This is a genomic window from Sinomonas sp. P10A9 (assembly GCF_041022165.1).
Classification (GTDB): Bacteria; Actinomycetota; Actinomycetes; order Actinomycetales; family Micrococcaceae; genus Sinomonas; species Sinomonas puerhi.
The window spans coordinates 3,724,069-3,744,304 of record NZ_CP163302.1 but is presented as its reverse complement, the minus strand read 5'-3'; the positions used below and the strand labels follow the sequence as shown (position 1 = coordinate 3,744,304).

Below are 20,236 nucleotides of genomic sequence, written 5' to 3'. Positions count from 1 at the left end.
TCTGGCCGAGACCAGAGACCCCGCATCGCGCCGCCAGAGACCCCACAACGGGGGAGGGGCGGGTGAAGCGGAACGTGCGGCTAGGCGCGGAGCCAGCGCACGACGTCGGCCGTGTCGGCTCCCAGTGCGGGTGAAGCTTGGGTGCGAGGCGGCAACGGGGGCGTCCAGGTGATCGGATGGCGGATCTGCCGTCCCGTGAAGGTTCCCGACCGGTCGTGCACGGAGATCGTTGGCTCGAGCCCGAGGGATTCGGCATAGTCGAGTCCCTCCCCGATCCCGGCCACACGCCCGCACGGGACGCCGAGGGGGGTGAGCTTGTCCTGCCACACCTCCGCCGAGGCGGTGGAGAGCCCGGCCTCGAGCAGCGGCACGAGTTCCGCCCGGTGTGCGACCCGCGCCTTGTTCGTCGCGAAGCGTGGGTCCGAGGCGAGTTCCGGAAAGCCGATCGCCTCGCACAGTCGCGCGAACTGCCCATCGTTCCCGGCAGCGACGGCGAGCGGCGCGTCCCCGGTGGCGAGCAGCTGGTACGGGACGATCGACGGGTGGTCGTTGCCCATCCGGCCCGGCACCACCCCGGCGCCGAGGTACGCCTGCCCCTGGTTCGCCAGCGCCCCCTGCAACGAGGACAGCAAGTTCACCTCGACCCGGCGACCGCGCCCGGTCCGGGCCCGCTCGGTCAGGGCCGCGAGGATGCCGACCGTGGCGTCCTTCGCGGTCAGGACGTCGACGAGCGCGACGCCCGCCTTCATCGGGCCGGCGCCCGGCTCGCCGTCCGGCGCACCGGTGATGGACATGAGGCCGCCGAGGGCCTGGACGATGAAGTCGTACCCGGGCAGATCGCGGCCGCCCACGGACCCGAACCCCGAGATGGACGCGTACACGAGCCCCGGGTTCTCCTCCACGAGCGACTCGTACCCGAGTCCGAGCTTCTCGAGGCCCCCGGGCTTGAAGTTCTCCACGAGCACGTCGGCCCGCAGCGCGAGCTCCCGCGCTAGCTCAAGGTCCTGGGGGTCCGAGAGGTCCAGCTCAACGGACTCCTTGTTGCGGTTCACACTCTCGAAGTACGTTGCGCCCGTCGCCGAGAACGGAGGTCCCCAGTGCCGCGTGTCGTCGCCGGCCCCTGGCCGTTCGACCTTCACCACGCGCGCTCCGAGGTCCGCGAGCGTCATCGTGGCCAGCGGCCCCGCGAGCACCCGCGAGAAGTCCGCAACGAGGATGCCCGCCAGCGGCGAGGTCCCCGCGGGGGCCGCGGAAGTACCGGCGTCCAGCGGCGAGGTCCCCGCGGGGGCCGCGGAAGTACCCTCCGTTTTGGCCATTGCCCCCCGCGGGAGACGGTGGTTCTGTCCAAGAGCGGGGGTGCTGTCGGAGGAGCCGGCGGCGTACGACGGCGCGTGGTCGCCTTCCGCCGACAGGTTCGCCGCGTGATTCGGGCTGCTGCCCGTGGGCGGGTTGCCCGGCCCTGCGTTCACGAGAGGGCCCCGCGGATGGCCGCCTCGAGCACGTCGAGCCCTTCCTCCAGTACCTCGGCTTCGATGCCGAGTGGCGGCAGGAGCCGGATGACGTTGCCGTGCGTGCCGCAGGTGAGCGTCAGGACGCCGGCGGCGTTCGCGGCGGCCGCCGCAGCCTTCGCGACATCGGCGCGCGGGCCTGAGGCGTCCGCGAACTCGATGGCCATCATGGCGCCCCGTCCGCGCACGGAGACGACGCCGGCGCGGGCGGTGCCAGTGGAGGCGGGGCTCTCGGCGAAGACCCCCACGATCCCAGCAGGTGAGGCCTGCCCGGACGCGAGCCCCGCGCCGTCGTGCGCGCCATGGGCCAGCATCGGCTCGACGTGTTCCCTCACGGCCGCCTCGATGCACCGCGCGCCGGCGAGGAGCGAGCCGTCCTCGAGGAGTTCGAAGACGGCGAGCGCGGCCTCGCACGCAACGGGATTGCCCGCGTAGGTGCCGCCGAGGCCGCCAGGGTGGACGGCGTTCATGAGCTCAGCGCGGCCCGTCACGGCTGAGAGCGGAAGCCCGGCCCCGAGGGCCTTCGCGGAGAGGGTGATGTCCCCGGCGATGCCTTCGTGCTCGGACGCGAAGAGGGCTCCCGTCCGGCCCATCCCGGCCTGGATCTCGTCGATCACGAGGACGATCCCGTGCTGCGTCGCAATCTCTCGGAGCCCGGCGAGGAAGCCGGCCGCGGGGACGATGAAGCCGCCCTCGCCCTGGATCGGCTCGATGACCATCGCCGCGAATGTCTCGGCGCCCGCCCCTGCCAGGACGGACTCGACGCCGGCGAGGGCCTCGGCGACGAACGCCCCTGAATCACCCGAAGGCACGAGATGCGCGGGCGCCGTCGGGCCTCGGAAGACCGAGCCCGGGAGCGGGCCGAAGTTCAGGCTGTACGGGTTCTCCTTGGCCGTCATGGCCATCGTGAGCTGGGTACGGCCGTGGTAGGCCTCGTCGAAGACGAGGACGTTGGGCCGCCGGGTCGCCGAGCGGGCGATCTTGATCGCGTTCTCGACGGCCTCCGCGCCCGTCGAGAAGAGGGCGGTGCGCTTCTCGAAGCTGCCCGGCGTGTGCTCGTTGAGCCATGCGCAGACCTCGGTGAACGAGGAGTACTCGGTGACCATGAAGCACGTGTGCGTGAACCGGGACAGCTGCGCGGCGGCGCGCTCCGCCACCCGTGGGTTCGCGGCGCCCACGCTTGTCACAGCGATGCCGGAGGCGAAGTCGATGATGCGATTCCCGTCGACGTCGACGAGCAGCGAGCCCTCGGCGCGGTCGATGAACACCGGCAGCGTCACGCCGAAGCCCTCGGTGACGTGGCGGCGGCGCTCGGCCTCAAGCTCGCGGGATCGGGGTCCGGGCAGGGCGGTCGCGAGGCGGCGCGCGCGCTGCGGGACGTCGGCAGGTGCGACGACGGCGGTATCGGTCGTGGCGGTCATGGGTTCTCCCCCGTGGTTGAAAACGGTGTGGTCGAGGCTGAGCGTGTGGTTGAGACCACAGTAGGGACAGCCGCAGCCCGAGTCGTTGGATGATTCATCCTTTGTGAGCCTTGCAGGAGGCATTCCATCCACTACGATCTGTGAATGATCACCCTCGCCCAGCTCGCCGACGCCGCGCGCGGCGACCTTGTCCCGTACTGGCCCGTGCCGCTGCCACGGGTCGAGCTCACGGGTGTCCACGTCTCCGAGCTCGAGGATCCCACCGTGTTCCTGGACGGCGGGGAGCTCCTCCTGACGGTCGGGATGCAGCTCTCGGGAGGAGACGGCCCAGAACGCGAAGAGGCCGCGCGTGCCTACGTCGCGAGGCTCGTCAAGGGACGCGTCGCGGCGCTCGGCCTCGGCCTCGGATCGGGCCACGCCATGGTCCCGGACGAGCTCCGGGCCGCGTGCATCGAGGCCGGGCTGCCGCTCCTGACCGTGCCTCGCGAGTCGCCGTTCCTCGCGGTGTCCCGTGCGTACTGGGAGATCGTGCGGCGCGGGGGAGAGGCCGAGCTCACGGCGCTGCTCGGCCTCCAGGTCGCGCTCACCCGTGCCGCTTCGAAGGGCGACGCCGAGCCCGCCATCGTGCGCGAGCTCGCCCACGCGCTTGGCACCTGGGTGGCCTACCTCCCCGACGGTGACGCCCCGGCGTCGTGCTCGGGGCGCGGGGGGCCCGAGGACGCGCCGGCGGGTCTCCTCGACGAGCTGCGCCGCGAGGCAACGGCCCTTCGCGGGGCTGGCCGCGGCGCCACGGCGACCCTGCAGCTCTCCTGTGGCCCCGCGGCCCTCTATCCGGTCACGGACGGCGGGAGGGCCACCGCCTACTTGGCCCTGGGCCGCGGCGGTCAGCTCGCACCGGCAGAGCGGCACCTGTTCCTCACGGCCTCGACCCTGCTCGCCCATCGCGCCGCCGGGCTGCGTCGTGCCGAGGAGGAGCGTGCCCGCAGTGACGGGATGCTGGTTGCGCTGGTGCTTGCCGGGCACGACGACGCGGCCCGCCTCCTCGCCCGGCAGATGGACTGCGTCCTCCCGGAATCCGTGTACCTCGCGGTCCTGGATGCCGGTCCGAAGCGCGGCGAGTCGGCCATCGAGGCGGACGCGCTCGCCTTCGAGCTGGGTGGCCTCCTCTACGTGCTGCTGCCCACCGACGCTGCCCGGCCGCGCCTCGCGCCCGGTTCGCGCGGCGCCTGGGGCGGCCCAGTGCCGCTTCGCCGTGTCCGTGAGATGGTCGGCCAAGTGGCCGACGCCGCCGGGCAGGCTCCAGCGGGTCGCGTGGTCCGGGTGGGGCACGGACTCGAGCTTCCGGCTGACGAGTGGGCCAAGGTGCTCGCTGACGCGGGCGGCGAACTTCTGGCGACGGTCCGCGCGTATCTAGCGAACCGCGGCCAATGGGAGGCGACGGCCCGCGACCTGGGCGTGCACCGCAACTCCGTGCGGCACCGGATCGCCCGCGCTGCGGAGCTGCTCGGCGTCGACCTCGACGATCCCGACGTCGCCGCGCACCTCTGGCTCGCGCTCCGGGTGTGATGGCGGCGGGGGTCGAACGGCCCGTTGTGGACACCTGTGTGACGGACCAGACTTGGCATGGGACGGCAACACCGTCGTGGACGCCGCTTCCGAAGAGCATAGTTGAAGAATCAACTATTGATCTGTAGCTGCTCACAGCGAGGAGTTGTCATGGCAAGCATCGCCCCCCTACCCGCCCAGACCAGGTTCCAGGGCAACGACAAGCTGCTGCTGGGGATCGTGCTCGGCGTCATCACGTTCTGGCTGTTCGCGGGCACGATGGGAACCGTCGCCCCGAACATCCTTCTGGACATCAACGGAGCGTACGCGGATCCCGTCAAGAAGACGTGGGCCAACCCGTTGGTCGCCGTCGATGCCATGAACCTCGCCGTGTCGATCACCGCGCTGTTCTCCGGCATGTTCATCGTGGTCGCGGGAGGTCTGGCCGACAGGATCGGCCGCGTCAAGATCGCACTGACCGGGAACGCGCTCGGAATCCTCGGCTCGCTCCTCATCGTCTTCGCGACCGGCCCGGTGGCGCTGCCGCTCATGCTCGGAGGCCGCGCCATCCAGGGCCTCTCGGCGGCGTGCATCATGCCGGCGACCATGGCCCTCGTGAAGACGTACTGGGACGGGCCGGGACGGCAACGCGCCGTGTCGATGTGGTCGATCGGCTCGTGGGGCGGTTCGGGGCTGGCCGCGATCTTCGGCGGCTACATGTCAACGCTGGTGAACTGGCGGTGGATCTTCGTCGCCTCCATCGTCATCTCGGTCATCTCGATCCTGCTGATGTGGGGGACCCCCGAGAGCAAGGTCGCCCAGACGGGCCGGTTCACACTGGACGTCCCTGGCATCGGCGTCTTCATGGTCTCGATGCTCGCGCTCATGATCGTGCTGATCTTCGGCTCGAAGATCGGGTGGGGGTCGCCGATCACCATCGTGCTGGTCATCGTCGCCGTCGTGGGCCTCTATACCCTCGTGCGGATAGAGCGCCGGGCCAACAAGCCGTTCATCGACTTCGCACTGTTCCGGAACCGCACCTTCACCGGTGCCACGATCTCCAACTTCCTGCTCAACGGCACGATCGGCCTTCTCATCGTGACCCAGCAGCTCCTCCAGATCGGCGGCGGGATGAAGGCCTCGGACGCGGGCCTCCTGACGATCGGCTACGCCGTCGCGATCATCGCGTTCATCCGGCTGGGTGAGAAGCTCCTCCAGCGGTTCGGGCCCCGGCAGCCGATGATCTGGGGCTCCGCCATCGTGGGCGTCGCGACGCTCCTCCTGATGCCCACCAACCTCCTGCTGACGGAGTACCGCTGGCTCGCCGTCGCAGCCTACGCGCTCTTCGGCCTCGGCCTCGCCTTCTACGCGACGCCGTCCACGGACGCCGCCCTCGCCAATCTCCCCGCGGATCAGGCAGGCGCGGGAGCGGGCATCTACAAGATGGCCTCCTCGCTCGGCAGCGCGATCGGTGCCGCGATCTCCCTGGCACTCTTCACGGCCTTCAGCAGCTCCGGGGCCCAGTTCGTCGGCGACGTGCTTATCAACCAGGGCCGCACCGACAACACGGCGATCCGGCAGGCCGCCGTCGTCGCGCTCGCGTTCAATCTCGTGATGGTCATCATCGCGATTGTCTCGATCGTGGTCGCCGTGCCGAAGGGCAAGGAGTCGGTGGAGGCAGCGAAGTAGGCTTCGCGGGAAGAACCACAGGGATCAGCAGGAGCAGACGGCAGGAAGAGGAACACCATGGCATCCACCGAATCCGCAGGCCAGATCCTCGCAGGCCAGGGCGCGATCACCGGCTGGCAGGAAGACCTGTACAAGGACTTCCACAGAAATCCTGAGCTGAGCCACCACGAGGAGCGCACCGCAGGCATCATCGCGGACCAGCTCACGGGCTTCGGGCTCGAGGTCCACACGAAGGTCGGCGGCACCGGCGTCGTGGGAGTCCTCGCCAACGGCGATGGACCTACGGTGCTGCTCCGTGCCGACATAGATGCCCTGCCAGTCAAGGAGGCGACCGGCCTCGACTACGCGAGCGCCGCCGTCGCCATCGATGCTTCCGGCGGCCAGACGCCCGTCATGCATGCGTGCGGCCACGACTTCCACATGAGCAGCCTGCTCGGCGCGGCCAAGCTGTTCGCCGAACAGCGCGACGCGTGGGCCGGGACCCTGATCACACTATTCCAGCCCGCGGAGGAGCTCGGCGACGGCGCGAAGACGATGGTTGAGGGCGGTCTCACGGGGCTTGTGCCGAAGCCCGACGTCGCGCTCGCCCAGCACGTCCTCGTCCACCCCGCCGGGACGATCGGGCCCCACACAGGCCCGTTCCTCTCGATGGCGGACAGCGTCCGCGTCACGCTCCACGGGCGCGGCAGCCACGGCTCGATGCCGCACCTCTCGATCGATCCGGCGGTGCTCGCTTCGATGGTGGTGGTGCGGCTCCAGAGTGTCGTGGCCCGCGAGGTCCAGCCCGGGGAGTTCGCCGTGCTCACGGTGGGGAAGATCGCCGTCGGCGCCAAGAGCAACATCATCGACGACCACGCCGTGCTCGAGCTCAACATCCGGACGTACAGCAAGGCCATCCGCGACCAGCTCCTCGCTGCGATCGAGCGCGTCGCGAAGGCCGAGTCCGCGGCGTCGGGCTCGCCCAAAGAGCCGGATTTCGAGATCTACAACAGCTACCCGCTCACCGACAACAACGCCGACGTCACCGCGAAGGTCACGGCGGCGTTCGAGGAGTACTTCCCCGCGGAGACCGTGCAGGACTATGGACGGCAGACCGCGAGCGAGGACTTCAGCGACGTGCCCACCGCGTTCGGCACGCCGTACACCTACTGGGGTGTTGGGGGCATCGACCCTCAGGCCTACGCGGCCGCCGATGCCGCAGGCGCTGTCAGCTCGATCCCCGCGAACCACTCACCGATGTTCGCGCCCGTCATCCAGCCCACCCTCACCACCGGCACAGCTGCCCTCGTGGTCGCCGCGTCGGCGTGGCTCGGGAAGGACTGACTCGCCGGCAGGTAGATCTCACGCACGACGGCGGGCCCGCACCTTCCCGGTGCGGGCCCGCCGCGCGTAGCTCGTACCTTGAATCTAGAGCCCAGATGCGTAAAAATCTAGGTTTAGAGGATTTATCTCCCTGGCGCCACCGCAAAGTGCGGGCGCCCCGACAGAAGCAGGACCGTGGCCCCCTCGATCGCCTTCCAGTCCCAGATCTACCGGCCCCTGCCGGAGATGGAGCGCGCCGACTCGATCGTCGACCGCATCTCCAAGGCGATCACGCTCGGCATGCTGAGGGTCGGCGAGCGTCTGCCCACCGAGGCCGATCTGTCCGAGAAGTTCGGCGTCGCCGCCGCGACGCTGCGCGATGCGCTCGCCGAGCTGCGCGATCAGGGGATCGTCGAGACCCGGCGTGGCCGCAATGGCGGCACCTTCATCGTCAAGCAGCCCACGACGTCGCCCGACGAGATGCGCGTGCATCTCGCCAGCGTCTCGATCGCCGACATCAGGGACTTCGGGGACGAGCACGTAGCCGTCGCCGCTGAGACCGTACGCCTGGCCTGCGAGCGCGCCGAGCCGCACGAGGTAGAGCGGCTGCTCGAGCTGGGCCGTGCGCTCGTCTTCACCGACACGCCGGAGGGGCGCGCACAGGCCGACAGCCGCTTCCATATCGAGCTCGCCGTGACCGCCCAGTCGCCGCGGCTGACCTCGGCGGAGATCCGGCTCCAGGCCGAGTCCGTCCAGCTCCTCTGGGCGCCGCTGGCCCATGGATTCGACTCGGAGCAGGCCGCCGCGGAGCACCTCGCGCTCGTGCGTGCCGTCTCCGAAGACAGGCCCGACGACGCGCAGCGGCTCATGCGTCTCCACGTCCGGCGCGCCGTCCACCATCTCATCGACACCAAGCTTGCGCTCGAGTACAGCGCGGCCATGCCCAGCGACGACCTTGACGAGTAAAGGACCGAAGAACGCATGACTGTTGACGTGGGCCACGAGGGTGTTGCCAGGATCGCCAAGTGGTTCCAGCGGACTGGCGAGGACGTGGGCCGGCTCGCCCGCGACGTCGCCGCGGATCTCGCTGCCCGCTTGGGCGCCCGCACGAACGTCCGGCCCGGGGACCTCGCGGGCCTCGAAGGACTCTCCGCCGAGTTCCTCGACGCCCATCCCTTGGCCATCGGCGCCGGGGCGATCTTCTCGCCGGAGATCGTGTCTGACGGCGCGCGCGTCCTCGAATGGTGGGTGGCGCAGCCGGACGCCCGCCCCACGAAGCTCATCCTCGACCTCACGCCGGGTGGCCCGCGCTACTACGACTACGAGAAGCTGCCCTTCTTCACGACCGCGCTCGCCACCGGACAGCAGACCATCTGGGGGCCGTATGTGGACTATCTCGGCTCGGACGAGTACATCCTCACGCACACGGCACCGTTCGCCGTCGCCGATCGCCTCGCCGCCGTGGCCGGCTACGACATGCGCATCCGCGACCTCGAGGCCGCCATCATGCCGGCTCTTCGATCGATTCCCGGCGATGCGGCGCTCCTGAATGCCTCGGGCAGGGTGGTGATCGGCAACTCGGGCCGCTACCTGGTCGGCGAGCGCGTGCGTAGCGAGCCGAGCGACTCGGTCCTCATCCCGCTTGACGTCCCAGGGCTTGGATACACGGTGCTGACGCCGCGCTGACCCCGTGCTCATCGCGGGGGGCAGCCCAGGTTCACGTCTGGAACGGGCGACCGGATGCTTTCACGCTGGATTCCTGACGAAGCCGAGTCCTGGCGCCGTGTTCGATCAGGGTGGGAATGTAGGTCGTGATCCGACCCTCAGCCAGGGCATCGTACTCCTCCCCTACGATGCCTTCGAGACGTGGTCGCGGCACCGTCGGAAATCGGGCCGAAAGGCGCCCTGCAACGGCGCTGACAATCGCGTCCTTATCGGTCTCAGTTTCGCTCACCACGCCAGTTTGAGCGGGGGCCTCAACCAGCGTCAAGCTATCCCGCGGCGTCGAAGGCAGTCCCCAGCATCGGCGACTGTTCGGGTGGGGCCAGCGCCTCGATGACTGCCACGGCACACCGTGTCGGGCATCATCCGCGCGGACTCCGACGGTTCACGTTCATCATGTACGGTGGCCCCGTGGAAGCGCTGGCGGAGGCTCCCGGCCATGCTGCCGCCCTTGGAGCGACGTTGACCGAGAGCGGCGCGGACTTCGCGCTTCTCTCCACGACAGCGGACGCGGTCGATCTGTGCCTGTTGGACGAGTCCGGGGCCGAGACCCGGTACCCGATGTCGGCGGACCGCGGGCTCTGGACCGTGCGTGTGCCAGGGGTCCGCGCGGGTCAGCGGTACGGTTACCGCGTCGATGGACCCTGGGACCCGAACAGGGGCCTGCGCCATAATCCCCACAAGCTCCTGCTGGACCCTTACGCCAAGGCTATCGACGGCCGGCTCCGCTGGGGGCCCGAGATGTATGCCTTCGACCTCACCGACCCGTCCAAGCCGGACCGCGCGGACAACCGGGACAAGACGTTCGTGTCCGTCGTCGTCGACACCGCCTACGACTGGGGAAAGGAGACTCGCCCCAGGACCCCGTTCAACAGGACGGTGATCTACGAGGCCCACGTCAAGGGCCTGACGAAGCTGCATCCGGACGTCCCCGTCCAGCACCGCGGAACCTATGCCGGGCTTGCCCATCCGTCGGTCGTGGCACACCTCAAGCGGATCGGCGTGACGGCTGTGGAACTCCTGCCCGTCCAGCAGTTCGTCAACGACGAGCCTCGCGACGGCAGGTCGAACTACTGGGGCTACAACCCCATCGCGTACTTCGCGCCCCACAACGCGTATGCGGCCGCATGTGCCGGCAGAGACCCTTCCCCGGCCACCGGACGCGGCCCCGAACGCCGGGCAGCACCATGTGGCGGACAGGTCGCGGAGTTCAAGGACATGGTCAAGACCCTCCACGAGGCCGGCATCGAGGTGTTCCTCGACGTGGTCTACAACCACTCCGGCGAAGGCGGAGCCGACGGCCCCAATCTGTGCTTCCGCGGGATCGACAACGCGGCCTACTACCATCTCGTCCCGGGCGATGAGGCCAACTACGAGGACTACACGGGGACCCACAACACCCTCAACGTGGGGTCTCCGACGGTCCTGCGCATGGTGATGGACTCGCTCCGCTATTGGGTGCAGGAAATGCACGTGGACGGCTTCCGATTCGACCTCGCCCCGGCGCTGGCCCGCGCGTCCGAGCGGGTCGATATGCTGTCCACCCTTCTCGAACTGATGGACTCCGACCCGGTGCTCGAAGGGATCAAGCTGATCGCCGAACCATGGGACCTCGGCCCCGACGGCTACCAGCTCGGCAACTTTCCTCCCCGATGGGTTGAGTGGAACGGCAGGTTCCGCGACGTCGTCCGAGACTTCTGGCGGGGCAAGCCGGGGGTCGTGGCCGAGCTCGCCAAGCGCTTGACAGGCTCCGCAGACCTCTACCAGGACGACGGCCGGCAACCCAGCGCGTCCGTGAACTTCGTGACGGCCCACGACGGCTTCACGTTGCGGGACCTCGTCTCCTACAACAGCAAGCACAACGCGGCGAACGGGCAGGGGGACAGCGACGGCGAGTCCGATAACCATTCCTGGAACTGCGGTATTGAGGGACCCACCCAGGACCCCGAGATCACCGCGCTCCGCGCACGCCAGACGCGCAACCTGATGATCAGCTGCGTCCTGGCCCAGGGAGTCCCCATGCTGCGCCACGGAGACGAACTAGGCCATACCCAGGAAGGCAACAACAATGCCTACTGCCAGGACAACCCGATCTCCTGGATTGACTGGGCCTCGGCCGACGAAGACCTCATCGCGTTCACCTCGAAGCTCGTTCGGCTTCGCCACGACTACCCCGTGTTCCGGCGGCGAACCTTCTTCGACGGAAGGCCCGTGGCCCCGGCAGAGGGCATTCGGCTCCCTGACATCCTGTGGCTCAACGCGGACGGAACGCCGCGGACAGAGAACGAGTGGGGCGAGTCCTGGAGCAAGTCCTTGGCCTGCTACCTGAGCGGGAAGGCCGTGCGGACCCGCCCGAACGAACCCGAGAACGACTTCCTCGTCGTGCTCAACGCATCCTCCCGGTCCGTACTCCACCGGGCCCCGAATGAGTACTTCCCGGCAGAGTGGGAGGTCGTCCTGACAAGCTGGGACGGCCCGGTACCGACGCGGATTCTGGCCGGCAGCTCATACAGCGTGCCCGGACGCACCGCCTGGGTCCTCCGGTCCATAGCGGAGCCGGCGACCAGTTGACAAAGGGGCCGCCGTCGCGCGTCCTGACACGCACGACGACGGCCCCTGGCTGACGTGCCCGGCTCGCCTCAGCGGTGCGCGGGTTCCCTCACCAGCGTGCGGGCACCGGCAGCCGCACGGGCCTGGGCGACGAACGCCGCGAACAGCGCGCGCCGGTCTTCGGCAGGGCCGTCGGGGTCCTCGGGCGGCCACGCTGTCGCCGAATGCAAAAAATATAAACATGGATGATTTCTCAGCGCAAGACCCTGACTGACTGCGCCACTCCATGACGTCGCGTCTCCCGACGGCCGGGTCTGTCCGGGCGGCTCTCATAGGTGGCTGGGCCGAAGATGACTCGCGTGACCCGTAGCTATCCAGGTTTAGATATGAAGACACAGGATTTACATTGGGCAGCCACAGAGGATTGCTTCATTCCATGCCGCACATCGATCGGCGTGCAGGGCAGGGCAAGAGGATGAACCGCACAGGCAGTGATCCCAAGCCGGTACGGTTCGTCCATCGCGCCATGCGACCAGGATCGCGCATCCTGACGGGGCACTGTGATCGGCACCACGTCGATCGCCCCGTATGGAACGGAGATCCGCATGCAGGCACCTGACAACCTGGCTGCGCCCCACCGAGATGATTCAGCCGCCGATACCCTCGCGAGCCGGACAGCGGAGTCCGAGACCCGCGCGAGGCTCAGGCCGCGGCACCTGACCATGATCGCCCTCGGCGGCATCATCGGAGCGAGCCTCTTCGTGGGCTCAGGCTCGGTGATCCGCACAGTGGGCCCCGCCGCGCTCCTCTCGTACGCGATCGGCGGCGCCCTCGTGGTGCTCGTCATGCGGATGCTCGGCGAGATGTCCACAAACCGCCCCGTCGTGGGCTCCTTCATGGAGTACGCCCGGGACGGCCTCGGCAACTGGGCCGGGTTCACGATCGGCTGGCTCTACTGGTACTTCTGGGTCGGCGTCGTGGCCTTCGAGGCCGTCGTCGTCGGCCGGATCTTCCACGAGTGGTTCCCGAGCGTCCCCGACTGGACGTTCGCGCTCGCGGGCATGCTGGTCTTCACCTTCACGAACCTCATGTCCCTGCGCTCGTTCGGCGAGACTGAGTTCTGGCTCGCGTCCATCAAGGTCACCACCATCGTCGTGTTCCTCGGCGTCGGCACCCTCTACGTCCTCGGCATCATCCCCGGCTCAACGGGATCCCTCTCGAACATCACGGACCACGGGTTCATGCCCTTCGGCTGGACCGCGGTGCTCAACGGCGTCGCCGTCGTGATCTTCAGCTACTTCGGCACGGAGATCGTCACGATGGCCGCGGCCGAGTCCGACCAGCCGGCCAAGGGCGTCGCGAAGGCCACCAACACAGTGGTCTGGCGCATCCTGCTCTTCTATGTCGGCTCGGTCGCCATCCTGCTCATGGTGGTCCCGTGGGACGAGCTCCCGGCCAAGGTGAGCCCCTTCGCCTTCGCCTTCGGCCGCTTCGGGCTCCCCGGCGCCGAGCAGGTGATGAACGCCGTCGTGCTCACCGCCGCGCTCTCGGTGCTCAACTCCGGCCTGTACTCCGGCTCGCGCATGCTGTTCGCGCTCTCGAAGCACGGCTACGCGCCGCGATGGGTCGAGGACCGCAACCGCGCGGGGGTGCCGTGGAAGGCGATCCTGCTGTCGACCGTCGTGGGCTACGCGGCCATCGGCGCGAATTACGTGGCCCCGAAGGACGTCTTCGACTTCATCATGAACTCCGCGGGCTGCGTCGCGCTCTTCGTCTACGCGTTCGTGGCCGTGACCCAGTGGCGTCTGCGCAACCGCATGAGCGCCGACGAGCGGGCGGGCCTCAAGCTCAAGATGTGGCTGCACCCCTGGCTCAACGCCGTGGTCCTCGCCGCCGTGGGGCTCATCGTGATTGTCATGGCCTTCGACCCGGAGGCCGCCCCGCAGGTCTGGCTCAGCCTCGGTGCGCTCGCCCTGCTCCTCGTCGTGTACCCGTTCGTTCGGCGTCGTGCCGAGCGTGGCGGCAGGGCAGATCGGACCGCCTCCGTCGCGAGCTCGGCGGACGACGCCGAGCTGTCGCCTTCCGTGGAGCACGTCGCCTGACGCTTCGCTGAGCATGTGAACCAAGGGCGGCGGCACCCCCATCGGGATGCCGCCGCCCTTCGCGCGTTGACGAGGAGCGGGGCGGTTGGCGAGATCGCGATCCGCAGCCGAACCGCTCCCCGGCGGCGCTGGGGCCGGGTTTGCGGATTGCGCGCTGCCTCACCGGATGCGGCGGCGCAGGTCCGCCTTCGTGCTGTGCCCCTCGGGGCGGGGGGCGATCCACGGGCCGGTCCCCTCGGAAGGATCGAGCACCCCGGCCTCGAGCCAAGTGAATTCCCCGGCGAGGACGCGGCGCGCGAGGTGCCGGTCGGCGTCGTCCGTGTTGTCCCACAGCGCGTTGAAGAGCGCCTCGACGCGGCGGCGCGACTGCTCGCAGAACGCCTCCGCGAGGTCGCGGGCCGTGTCGGCACCATCGGCGCCGACGATCCGCAGGTGCTCGGACCAGCTGCACGCGGCCGCCATCGCGAAGAGCTCTGCGCCGATGTCGACGATGCGCCCCAGGAAAACCTGCCGGCGCTCGAGGGCGGTCTGCCAGCGGCCCATGCCGGCGAAGGTGTGCCGCGCGAGCCGGCGCGAGGCACGCTCGATGTAGCGCAAGTGCTTCCCGAGCGCGCCGAACTCCCGATAGGCACGCGGGTCGTTGCCCTCGCCGGCGAGGAGCTTGGGCAGCCACTTGGCGTAGAAGCCCGAGGCGTCCTTCGCGGCGCGGGCCTTCTCGGCGAACGTCGCGTCCGCGCGCGCGAGGTCCCCGGCGGCCGCCAGATGGGCGTCCACCGCCTCGCGGGCGATGAGCAGCCGCATGATCTCCGTGGACCCCTCGAAGATCCGGTTGATGCGCAAGTCCCGCACGAGCTGCTCGGCCGGGACCGCGCGCTCGCCGCGGGCACGCAGCGACTCGGCCGTCTCATAGCCGCGGCCGCCACGGATCTGCAGGAGCTCGTCCGCGATGGTGTAGGACATCTCAGAGGTCCAGAGCTTCGCAAGCGCCGCCTCGATGCGCACGTCCTTCATGCCTGCCTCGGCGGTCGCGGCGTACACCTCGAAGACCGCCTCGAGGGCGAAGGAGGTTGCGGCGATGAACGCGATCTTGCTGGCAACGGCCTCGTGCTCGCCGATCGGCTGCCCCCATTGGACGCGCGCGGCGGACCACTCGCGGGCGATCTTGAGGGACCACTTCCCGCCGCCTGCGCACAGCGCGGGGATCGAGAGGCGGCCTGTGTTGAGGGTCGTGAGCGCGATCTTGAGCCCCTGTCCCTCGCGGCCCACGCGGTTCGCGGCCGGCACCCGCACGCCGTCGAACCTCGTGACGCCGTTTTCGAGGCCCTTGAGCCCCATGAAGGAGTTGCGGTTCTCGACGGTGATTCCGGGAGAGTCCATCTCGACGACGAACGCCGTGATGCCGCCCTTGCCGGCAGGAACGGTGTCTGGTGCCGCGCCGGCGGCCTCATGCGGGAGCACCTTGGCCATGATGACCACGAGCTCCGCGATGACCCCGTTCGTGGTCCACAGCTTCGACCCGTTGAGGGTGTAGCTCTGACCGTCCGCGGACAGCTGCGCGGTCGTCGTGAGACGCGCGGGGTCCGAGCCCACGTCTGGCTCCGTGAGGAGGAACGCGGTGACGGCGCCCGCGGCACACCGGGGGAGGAATTCCTGCTTCTGCTCGGCCGAGCCGAACATCTTCACCGGCTCCGGCACGCCGATCGACTGGTGCGCCGAGAGCAGCGCACCGATGGACGGGTGCACCGACCCCAGGAGCATGAGGGCGCGCCCATAGTACGCGAGCGGGAGCCCGAGCCCGCCGTACTCCACGGGGATCTTCATCCCGAACGCGCCGATGTCGGCGAGCGAGCGGAGGTACTCGTCGGGAATCCGGTCCTCGGCCTCGATGCGTGAGCCGTCCATCGTCCGGGCGAGCTCCTCAAGGCTGCGGAGGAAGGCATCGCCACGCTCGACGTCCCCCGCCGAGGACTCGGGGACCGGGTGGATGAGGTCCCACTGGAAGTCCCCGAGGTAGAGGGCCTTGGCGAAGCTCGGCCGCTCCCATTCCGTCTGGCGGCTGGCCTCCATGACGGCGCGGGACTCCTCCGGGCCAGACGGTTTGCGGGCTGGCTCGGCGGGGAGAGGTCCGGCGGGTGAAGGATCGTTCGTGAGAGGTCCAGCGGTGGTAGACGGGGCCGAGGCGGCGGCCGGGCCGATATCCGTGGTCATGGCGGTTCCCTTCGCGTCCCGGGGCCGCCGCGGGCTGGTGACCCTTGAGCTCTTTTTTCATGGTACTCCGAGTACCTACTGGCGGGTAGGCCTAAAGTCCCTCGGCGAGCGACGCGAGCGCAGACGCGCACGCGTCCGGGGCCTCCCACTGCACCATGTGGCCGGCGTCCGGGACCGTCGTCAGCGACCAGTCCGGGTGGGCCGCGAGGAGGCGTTCGACGTCCTCGGGCGGGCGCGTGCAGTCATTCGCTCCCAGCACGACGGCGACTGGCCCGGTGAGCGTCTCGGTCACCCCGGGCTGCACCCCGCCGAGCGCAGCCCGTAGGGAGCCGCGCAGCACGGGTCCGGGCACGCCGAAGGCCGTCTTGAGCTCGGCGGCGAGCCCTGGATCCTCCGGGACTGTGCCGTACCAGGCCGCCAGGCACGCCTCGATCGCCTCGCGTGAGGGTGGGCCCTCGGACCCCAGGAACATTCTCGAGAGGCGCTCGGCCGTCGCGGCGCCCGGGGGTACGGGAACCATCCCGACGAACGCCACGGCGGTCACGAGCTCGGGTCGGAGCGCGGCAACGGTCGCCGCCACGGACCCGCCCAGAGAATGGCCGGCCAAGACGGCGGGTGAGCCGGCACGCTCGAGAACGCGTGCGACGTCGTGCGCGGCGGCCTCGAGGGTCCAGGCTCGCTCCAGAAGACGCGACGGGTCAGATCCGTATCCGAGGAGCTCGGGGACCACTACGTCGTGCCCCGCCGCGGTGAGTCGCTCCGCCACAGCCCTCCAGGTCGCGGTCGGGCACGCCCAGCCGTGCAGGAGGACGAACGGCGCGGCGGCGGTCATGCGCCAACGATAGCCACCGCAGCGAATCACCGACCAGCGTCCGACTCTGCGGCGCACGACGCCGGTCCCGCGCCTGTGCTCGCTTTCCGGATTCCGCGTGGACTGCTTGACTGGCGCCATGACAGATTCCCCCGAATCCGAATCCGAATCCGAATCCGAATCCACTGAATCCCGTGTCGTGGCCTACGAGCGCGTGGTCAACGCGCCCGCTGCTGCCATCTTCGAGCTCATCGCTGACCCTGCGGCCCAACCCCGCTGGGACGGCAACGAGAACCTTCGCGAGGCACCGACCGGCCAGCGCGTCACCGCGGTGGGCGATGTCTTCACCATGACCCTCACGAAGGACGCGGTCCGTGAGAACCACGTGGTCGAATTCGAGGAGGGCCGCCGCATCGCATGGATGCCTGCGGAGGGGGGCAGGTCCCCGATCGGCCAGCTGTGGCGATGGGAGCTCGAGCCGCGCGGCGAGGCGCAGACGCTCGTGCGCCACACCTACGACTGGACCCGGCTGGAGGACCCGCAGCGTCTCCCGCGCGCCCGCGCGACGACGGCCGACAAGCTCCAGGCATCCGTGGATCGGCTGGCGGCGCTCGCGGAACAGGAAGCGTAGACAGCAGTAAGACAGCAGGAGGGGCAGACGGCAGGACACGCGAAAGGCGGCCGGCCAGATCAGATCTGGCCGGCCGCCTGCCGGGCCTGGCGTGGTGCGGGGAGGCTCAGACGGCCGGGAGGAACTTCAGGGCCGAGTTCCACTGGTAGGCGGGGAGCGCCTCGTTGGCGGAGAGCAAGATGTTCAGGAAACCGGTCTGCTCGAGCTGCTGGGCGCGACGCAGCGGGCCGACCTCGACCGGGTTGAGGCTCGCGGCGGAGGCGAAGTCGGAGACGGCCTTGACGGCAGTCTCGTCGTCGCCGGCGATGAGGACGTCGAGCTGCTGCCCGGAGACGGCGCCGGAGACGAGCGTGCCGCCGAACGTCGTGTTGAACGCCTTGACGACCTTGGCCGGGGTGACCTTCTGGAGTTCCTCGGCGGCGGAGGTGCCGGCAGGGACGGCCAGACCGTCGAAGGTCGAGAAGTCGACGGGGTTCGTGATGTCCACGTAGACCTTGCCCGCGAGCGAATCGCCGTACTGGGTCGCGATGGTCTTGGAGGCGTCGAAGTAGATGGCCGGGATCACGATGGAGCCGTCGATCGGGTCGCCGACCACGCCGGTGGTGAACGTGCCGCCGAGCTCGGAAGCGATCGCCTCTGCCTTGGCCTTGTCCTCGTGGGCCAGGAGCTGCACGCTCTTGCCGGCGGCCACGGCGCGGGACGCGAGACCGCGGGCCATGTTGCCGGTGCCGATGATAGTGATGTCGCTCATGTGGTTCTTCTTTCCAAAGAGGCGGGACAGGAAGCTCACTGCTCGGGCTTTCGTCGTCGGGCTGGCCTTCTCGGCCTTTACTTGAAGTTACAACTAAGCGGGGAGCCGATCTATTCCCCGCGTCGATGGCCGGGCGCAAGAACTTGACGTGTAGGTTTTTTCCTACGTAATGTCGACTCATGCCCCGCCAGAGCAAGGAGACCCCCACGGACCATGTGTTCGCGGCGCTCGCGCACCCCGTGCGCAGGGATCTCCTCGCCGCGCTCCTCGACGGTGCGCAGACCGCGCAAGCGCTCGCGGACCGCTACGAGATGGCCCGCCCGAGCGTCGCCGAACACCTCAAGGTGCTGCGCGGCGTCGGACTCGTGGACGAGCGGCAGGCCGGCCGCCATCGCTACTACTCCCTCACCCCCGAACCGCTCCGGCTCCTGCGCGTGTGGCTCGAACCCTACGAGCAGTTCTGGCGTGGACGGGTCCCGCGCCTTGCAGCTCTCCTGCAGAAGGACAAGGACAAGGACAAGGACAAGGACAAGGACTATGACTGACACGACTGACGCCGCAAGCGCCGAGAACCCCACCGAAGTACGCGTAGCGGACTTCCTTGCCGAACCGCCCGCCGCCGTCTGGCGCGCCCTCACCACGCCGGAGCTCCTCGCGGAGTGGCTCATGCCCAACGACTTCGCGCCCGTGGTCGGCCACCGCTTCCACTTCCGCACCGAGCCCATTCCCGCGACGCGCTTCTCCGGGGTCATCGCGTGCGAGGTCCTCGAGCTCCGCGAACCCGAGCTGCTCGTCATCTCGTGGGCGGACGAGTCGGAGGAAAACGACATGGCGACGACGGTCACCTTCCGGCTCGAGGCGCACGACGGCGGCACTCGCCTTACCGTGGTCCAGGCCGGCTACCGCGCGGGTCACTCCGGTGACCAGATGGCACGCCGGATCATGGGCGGCGGCTGGGGCGGTAGGATTGTCCCGCGGCTCAAGGAAGTCTTGGGTCGCGAGGTTCTGGGTCGCGAGGCCCGCTGATTTGCGGCTCCTGCGCGCGGCGCCTAGTATTTAAGGCTGTCGTATGCAGTGGAGTCCACTCTCGGCACTGAAGTCACCGTATTGCCCGCGGCGAGGAACTTCGGCTGGTTCTCACCCCGCCTGGTCACCCTCCGGAAAGCTGCAGAACGAACGGTGCATCGAGGTGGCGGGACGCATCTGCGGACCGCCATTTTTACTGCAACTGTTTGACTACACCTTGGAGGAGCGAAACATGGCAGCACATTGCCAGGTGACCGGGGCATCGCCCTCGTTCGGTCACAGCATTTCCCACTCGCACCGCCGCACCAAGCGTCGGTTCGATCCGAACATCCAGAAGAAGCGCTACTGGGTCCCGTCCCTGCGCCGCAACGTCACCCTGACCGTTTCGGCCCGCGGCATCAAGACCATTGACGTCCGCGGCATCGACTCCGTGGTAGCCGAGCTGCTTGCGAAGGGTGTGAAGCTCTGATGGCCAAGAAGGACAAGGACGTACGTCCGATCATCAAGCTCAAGTCCACGGCTGGTACGGGCTACACCTACGTGACCCGCAAGAACCGCCGTAACGACCCCGATCGTCTTGTCATGAAGAAGTACGATCCGGTCGTCCGCAAGCACGTCGACTTCCGAGAGGAGCGCTAAACACATGGCCAAGAAGTCCAAGATTGCCCGCAACGAGCAGCGCAAGGCCATCGTTGAGCACTACGCCGCGAAGCGCGCCGAGCTGAAGAAGACCCTCGTCGACGAGAACGCGACGGACGAGGCACGCGAGGCCGCACGCCTCGGCCTGCAGAAGCTGCCCCGCAATGCTTCGCCGGTCCGCCTTCGCAACCGCGACCAGATCGACGGGCGCCCGCGCGGCACGTTCCAGAAGTTCGGCATCTCCCGCGTCCGCTTCCGCGACATGGCGCACAAGGGTGAGCTTCCGGGCGTCACCAAGTCGTCCTGGTAAGCCTCAGCTGACCACCGTCCA

Annotated in this window: 19 protein-coding genes; 13 read left to right on the top strand and 6 right to left on the bottom strand. The window is 68.9% G+C overall.

Features of this window, described 5'->3' with window-relative positions:
• Positions 1-80: 80 nt before the first annotated feature.
• Both AB5L97_RS17160 and AB5L97_RS17155 read right to left on the bottom strand, forming a co-directional pair.
• A complete protein-coding gene (locus AB5L97_RS17160) occupies positions 81-1,316 on the bottom strand; it encodes a CaiB/BaiF CoA transferase family protein (protein WP_369045574.1) in 1,236 nt (411 codons plus the stop codon).
• A gap of 149 nt (positions 1,317-1,465) precedes the next feature.
• On the bottom strand, positions 1,466-2,929 hold the full coding sequence (locus AB5L97_RS17155; RefSeq protein WP_369045573.1) for an aminotransferase class III-fold pyridoxal phosphate-dependent enzyme: 1,464 nt from the start codon (positions 2,927-2,929) through the stop codon (positions 1,466-1,468).
• A gap of 144 nt (positions 2,930-3,073) precedes the next feature.
• Between AB5L97_RS17155 and AB5L97_RS17150 the strand changes: the two genes are divergently transcribed.
• From AB5L97_RS17150 to AB5L97_RS17130, 5 genes are all read left to right on the top strand, one after another.
• Positions 3,074-4,495, top strand: a complete 1,422-nt coding sequence (locus AB5L97_RS17150) for a helix-turn-helix domain-containing protein (RefSeq protein ID WP_369045571.1) — start codon at positions 3,074-3,076, stop codon at positions 4,493-4,495.
• A 150-nt stretch (positions 4,496-4,645) separates the two neighbouring features.
• Positions 4,646-6,163: an MFS transporter gene (locus AB5L97_RS17145; RefSeq protein WP_369045569.1), complete on the top strand. Its 1,518-nt coding sequence runs from the start codon at positions 4,646-4,648 to the stop codon at positions 6,161-6,163.
• A 57-nt stretch (positions 6,164-6,220) separates the two neighbouring features.
• A complete protein-coding gene (locus tag AB5L97_RS17140; protein WP_369045568.1) occupies positions 6,221-7,486 on the top strand; it encodes an amidohydrolase in 1,266 nt (421 codons plus the stop codon).
• Between the two features lie 174 nt (positions 7,487-7,660).
• Complete coding sequence (locus AB5L97_RS17135) at positions 7,661-8,431, top strand: FadR/GntR family transcriptional regulator (RefSeq protein ID WP_369045567.1); 771 nt, start codon at positions 7,661-7,663, stop codon at positions 8,429-8,431.
• A gap of 15 nt (positions 8,432-8,446) precedes the next feature.
• Positions 8,447-9,151: a cache domain-containing protein gene (locus tag AB5L97_RS17130; RefSeq protein ID WP_369045566.1), complete on the top strand. Its 705-nt coding sequence runs from the start codon at positions 8,447-8,449 to the stop codon at positions 9,149-9,151.
• 31 nt (positions 9,152-9,182) lie between these two features.
• On the opposite strand, the gene AB5L97_RS17125 is transcribed toward AB5L97_RS17130, so the two are convergent.
• Complete coding sequence (locus AB5L97_RS17125; protein WP_369045565.1) at positions 9,183-9,419, bottom strand: three-helix bundle dimerization domain-containing protein; 237 nt, start codon at positions 9,417-9,419, stop codon at positions 9,183-9,185.
• Positions 9,420-9,598: 179 nt separating this feature from the next.
• On the opposite strand from AB5L97_RS17125, the gene glgX reads away from it, so the two are divergent.
• Together glgX and AB5L97_RS17115 are read left to right on the top strand one after the other, a co-directional pair.
• On the top strand, positions 9,599-11,758 hold the full coding sequence (gene glgX / locus AB5L97_RS17120) for a glycogen debranching protein GlgX (protein ID WP_369045564.1): 2,160 nt from the start codon (positions 9,599-9,601) through the stop codon (positions 11,756-11,758).
• A gap of 584 nt (positions 11,759-12,342) precedes the next feature.
• Complete coding sequence (locus tag AB5L97_RS17115) at positions 12,343-13,839, top strand: amino acid permease (protein ID WP_369045563.1); 1,497 nt, start codon at positions 12,343-12,345, stop codon at positions 13,837-13,839.
• Between the two features lie 159 nt (positions 13,840-13,998).
• Here the strand turns inward: AB5L97_RS17115 and AB5L97_RS17110 are convergent, their stop codons facing one another.
• Positions 13,999-16,047 (bottom strand): acyl-CoA dehydrogenase family protein, encoded by a 2,049-nt coding sequence (locus AB5L97_RS17110; protein ID WP_369045562.1) that lies wholly within the window; start codon positions 16,045-16,047, stop codon positions 13,999-14,001.
• A gap of 91 nt (positions 16,048-16,138) precedes the next feature.
• The gene (locus AB5L97_RS17105; protein ID WP_369045561.1) at positions 16,139-16,879 is read right to left on the bottom strand and encodes an alpha/beta fold hydrolase; all 741 of its coding nucleotides are present in this window, start codon (positions 16,877-16,879) and stop codon (positions 16,139-16,141) included.
• A gap of 118 nt (positions 16,880-16,997) precedes the next feature.
• On the opposite strand from AB5L97_RS17105, the gene AB5L97_RS17100 reads away from it, so the two are divergent.
• Positions 16,998-17,489 (top strand): SRPBCC family protein, encoded by a 492-nt coding sequence (locus AB5L97_RS17100; protein WP_369045560.1) that lies wholly within the window; start codon positions 16,998-17,000, stop codon positions 17,487-17,489.
• 106 nt (positions 17,490-17,595) lie between these two features.
• On the opposite strand, the gene AB5L97_RS17095 is transcribed toward AB5L97_RS17100, so the two are convergent.
• A complete protein-coding gene (locus AB5L97_RS17095) occupies positions 17,596-18,240 on the bottom strand; it encodes an NADPH-dependent F420 reductase (protein ID WP_369045559.1) in 645 nt (214 codons plus the stop codon).
• Between the two features lie 179 nt (positions 18,241-18,419).
• Here AB5L97_RS17095 and AB5L97_RS17090 point away from each other — a divergent pair, with 179 nt between their 5' ends.
• The 5 genes from AB5L97_RS17090 (at position 18,420) to rpsN (ending at position 20,215) form a co-directional block, all read left to right on the top strand.
• Complete coding sequence (locus tag AB5L97_RS17090) at positions 18,420-18,785, top strand: ArsR/SmtB family transcription factor (RefSeq protein ID WP_369045558.1); 366 nt, start codon at positions 18,420-18,422, stop codon at positions 18,783-18,785.
• Positions 18,778-19,266: an SRPBCC family protein gene (locus AB5L97_RS17085; protein WP_369045557.1), complete on the top strand. Its 489-nt coding sequence runs from the start codon at positions 18,778-18,780 to the stop codon at positions 19,264-19,266. Before AB5L97_RS17090 ends, AB5L97_RS17085 begins: the two co-directional genes overlap by 8 nt.
• A 232-nt stretch (positions 19,267-19,498) precedes the next feature.
• Positions 19,499-19,735: a 50S ribosomal protein L28 gene (gene rpmB / locus AB5L97_RS17080; protein WP_307956000.1), complete on the top strand. Its 237-nt coding sequence runs from the start codon at positions 19,499-19,501 to the stop codon at positions 19,733-19,735.
• The gene (gene rpmG / locus AB5L97_RS17075) at positions 19,735-19,905 is read left to right on the top strand and encodes a 50S ribosomal protein L33 (RefSeq protein WP_307955999.1); all 171 of its coding nucleotides are present in this window, start codon (positions 19,735-19,737) and stop codon (positions 19,903-19,905) included. Before rpmB ends, rpmG begins: the two co-directional genes overlap by 1 nt.
• A gap of 4 nt (positions 19,906-19,909) precedes the next feature.
• A complete protein-coding gene (gene rpsN, locus AB5L97_RS17070; protein ID WP_369045556.1) occupies positions 19,910-20,215 on the top strand; it encodes a 30S ribosomal protein S14 in 306 nt (101 codons plus the stop codon).
• The last annotated feature ends 21 nt before the right edge of the window (positions 20,216-20,236 follow it).